4 protein-coding genes are annotated in these 3,330 nt (G+C 62.4%); all 4 read left to right on the top strand.

Features of this window, described 5'->3' with window-relative positions; translation table 11 throughout:
- Nucleotides 1-303: prolipoprotein diacylglyceryl transferase family protein (locus tag ACFCU0_RS10710; RefSeq protein ID WP_434973663.1), on the top strand; the 303-nt coding region annotated here is incomplete at its 5' end.
- Between the two features lie 311 nt (nt 304-614).
- The gene (locus ACFCU0_RS10705) at nt 615-1,769 is read left to right on the top strand and encodes an endonuclease/exonuclease/phosphatase family protein (protein ID WP_434973662.1); all 1,155 of its coding nucleotides are present in this window, start codon (nt 615-617) and stop codon (nt 1,767-1,769) included.
- Nucleotides 1,770-1,785: 16 nt separating this feature from the next.
- Complete coding sequence (locus ACFCU0_RS10700; protein WP_434973664.1) at nt 1,786-2,226, top strand: secondary thiamine-phosphate synthase enzyme YjbQ; 441 nt, start codon at nt 1,786-1,788, stop codon at nt 2,224-2,226.
- Between the two features lie 187 nt (nt 2,227-2,413).
- A complete protein-coding gene (locus ACFCU0_RS10695; RefSeq protein WP_434973661.1) occupies nt 2,414-3,223 on the top strand; it encodes a mechanosensitive ion channel family protein in 810 nt (269 codons plus the stop codon).
- Nucleotides 3,224-3,330 lie beyond the last annotated feature (107 nt).

The following is a 3,330-nucleotide window of genomic DNA, read 5'->3' as shown; positions in this document are numbered from 1 at the left end:
GAGTGCGGCCCGGCAATGGACGGTGTGTATCCGACGATGCTGTATGAGACCGCCATGGCCGTCCTGATCACGGGGATCCTTTGGGCGATCCGCAAGCACCCGTACAAGGGCGGCTGGTTAATGTCCGTCTACCTCGTGTTCAACGGCGCCGAACGCTTCCTGATCGAGCAGATCCGCGTCAATAACGTCGGCATGTTTCTGGGTATTGAAGTCACGCAGGCCGAGGTGATCGCCGTTCTCATCTCCCTCGCAGGTGTTGCCGGCCTGGTCTACACGACGAAACGTGTGGGAGAAAAAGCTTGAGAATGGGGAAGGGCGAATTGCGAATTGCGAATTGCGAATGTCGAAGGGCGAAGGGGGAATTGCGAATGTTGAATGGGGAATCTTGAATGGGGAGGGGGGATACGGCTTCCGGTGCGGTTCGGCGTTGCGCCGGGTCATCGTACACAGATTTGGAAGAGCCTTCGTTCGACTTCTTACATCTTGCCAGAACTTCCATCCGTCCAGCGCGAGGCATGATTCGGCTTTCGTTGTTGCTATTTGCGTTTTCAATACCCGCTCTTCTGGTCGGGTGTGCGGCTCCTGATGACGAGGCGCCGCGTACGGTACGGTTCATGACGTATAACATCGAAGACGTTCGAACGTCGGACGTCAAGCGGCAGGATCATCCGCGACTGCAGCGGGCGGCCGCACGGATCCAGTCCCTTCGTCCGGACGTGCTGCTGGTAAATGAGTTGACGTACGACACCGCGGGGGCTCCCGACGTCGACAAGGGCGACGAACCCGGCAAGAATGCCCGTCGCTTCGCGGAGAACTACCTGGCGCGGGCGCAGGCGGACTCGCTGGAGCCGGTTCGCTACCGGGCGATCATGCTGCCGGTCAACACCGGGATCGCCAGCGGGCTGGATCTCAACAACGACGGCGCCATCGTAGAGACCGTCCCCGAGATCCCAGCAACCCCGCCGGACGGGAGCGTGGCGCCGCAGACGAACGCCGGGCGGGCCTACGGTGGGGATGCATGGGGGTTCGGCACATTCCCGGGACAGTACGGCATGGCGCTCTTCGTGCGGGAAAGTGTGGAGATCGACGCGGATCGGGTTCGGACGTTTCGCCTCTACCCGTGGAGCCGTCTGCCTGATGCGGAGGTGCCGATCGATTCCGTTACCGGCGAGCCGTTTTACTCCGCCGAGGAGTGGGAGAACCTCCGGCTCTCGTCCAAGAGCCACTGGGACGTTCCGGTGCGTCTCCCGGACGGCGGGATCGTTCACGTGCTGGCCAGTCACCCCACGCCGCCGACCTTCGACGGTGCAGCCGATCGAAACGGTCGCCGAAACCACGACGAGATCCGGTTCTGGCGCGAGTACGTGGCGGGTGCCGACCACATCGTCGACGATTCGAGCCGGACGGGCGGCCTTCCCCCGGAGGCGTCGTTCGTGATCATGGGAGACCTGAACGCGGACCCGGACGAAGGGGACACGTTCGGAATGCCGATGACAGACCTGTTCGACCATCCCCGTGTCCAGGCGATCGGCCCGGAGGCGACGGCGCAAGGGCAGAAGACATTCCCGGATCTGGACGCCGACGACACCGCGCGCTGGGGCCTACGGGTCGATTACGTCCTTCCCTCCGAAGACCTCCGCGTCATAAACAGCGGCGTCTGGCGGCCGACGGGTCTCGCAGCAACGGATCCCGAGGTGAGCGACCACTTCCCCGTCTGGGTCGACATCGCAGCAGCCGATACGAACGAGACCACCTCGTCCCAACCGTAGCAGTCTACCGGCGATGATGATACGACAGTCCATGCTCACGCTTGACGCCCGTCCCCGGGGCTTCCATCTCATCACGTCAGAGGTCCGTCAGGCTCTGCCAGACCTGTCCGGGGTGCGCGCCGGCTTGCTGCACGTCTTCATCCAGCACACGTCGGCCTCGCTTACGATCAACGAGAACGCCAGTCCGGACGTCCGTTCCGACATGGAGGATCATTTCGACGAGATGGTTCCGGAGAACCAGCCCTACTACGACCATACGATCGAGGGCTCCGACGACATGCCGGCTCACATCAAAGCGTCGCTTCTCGACACGAGTCTGACGATTCCCATCCGTGACGGCGAGCTGGCCCTCGGGACCTGGCAGGGAATCTATCTCAATGAGCACCGCGACCACGGCGGACGCCGGTCTCTCGTGTTGACGATCACGGGGAGCACGGGCGACGAAACGGCCACGTGAGGAGGCTTTCTTCCCGGGAAAAGTCGAGGGGCATCGCCGGATCGACCGGTGGGCGTCATCCGTCTGGTGAGGATCCGAGCGCCAGATATCGGTTGACAGCGCGCCTGCCGCTACGTAGACTCAGAAGCGCGCGGGAGCAAACCGCACCCGGGCTTTCGCCTCGATCCGATCAATCTGATTCTCTCGCATGGAAGACCTCCTTCAGTCCATCGATACCGATATGCTCGTGAACATGGGCCTGAGCGTCCTCTTCGCTCTGGTCCTGATCATCGTCGCCCTCTTTGTGGCCGGGTGGGCGAAGCGCGCGACATCGCGGGGGCTCGACCGTGCCAACGTCGATCCGACGCTCGGGAAGTTCTTCTCGAACCTCGCACGATATCTGGTTCTCATCATCGCCGGTATCGCCGTTCTCGGGGAGTTTGGCGTCAACGTCGCAAGTCTCGCCGCCGTGCTGGCCGCTGCCGGTTTCGCCGTCGGCCTCGCCCTACAGGGGTCGCTCCAGAACTTTGCCGCGGGCGTCATGCTGCTCATCTTTCGCCCCTTCCGCGTCGGCGATGTCGTTGAAACCGCCGGCGAACGGGGCAAGATCTTCGAGATCTCCCTTTTCACGACGCAGATGGACACGCCGGACAACCGCCGGGTCATCATCCCCAACGGAGAAATCTTCGGCGCCACGATTGAAAACGTCACCTTCCACGACACCCGGCGGGTGGATGTAAGCGTCGGGACCGACTACCCCGCCAGCCTGGACGAAACGCGTGCGGTGCTTACCGCTGCCGCCGAAAGCGTCGAGGGCCGCCTTGAGGACAGAGACGTTGTCGTCTACCTCGATAGCCTGGGCGACTCATGCATCAACTGGTCGGTCCGCGTCTGGGCGACCACAGCCGACTACTGGGACGTCCGCGAGCGCCTGACCCAGGCCGTGAAGGACCACCTGGACGACGCCGGCATCGGTATTCCCTACCCGCAAATGGATGTGCACCTGGATAAGGTTTGACGGACTGTGTGAAGGTTTGAATGTGTGAAGGTTTGAAGGTGTGTATGTCTGTAGGTCTTTGCTCTTCCAGAAACGATTGAGCTAGGCCATAACCCGGTACCCGGAAC

The sequence above is a fragment of the Longibacter sp. genome (assembly GCF_051155795.1).
GTDB lineage: Bacteria > Bacteroidota > Rhodothermia > Rhodothermales > Salinibacteraceae > Longibacter.
This window is presented reverse-complemented; position numbering and strand designations above follow the sequence as displayed.

Excerpts from the sequence above, each read along its gene's own strand:
- ACFCU0_RS10705 (WP_434973662.1), top strand. The coding sequence starts at position 615 with ATGACGTATAACATCGAAGACGTTCGAACGTCGGACGTCAAGCGGCAG.
- ACFCU0_RS10700 (WP_434973664.1), top strand. The coding sequence starts at position 1,786 with ATGATACGACAGTCCATGCTCACGCTTGACGCCCGTCCCCGGGGCTTC.
- ACFCU0_RS10695 (WP_434973661.1), top strand. The coding sequence starts at position 2,414 with ATGGAAGACCTCCTTCAGTCCATCGATACCGATATGCTCGTGAACATG.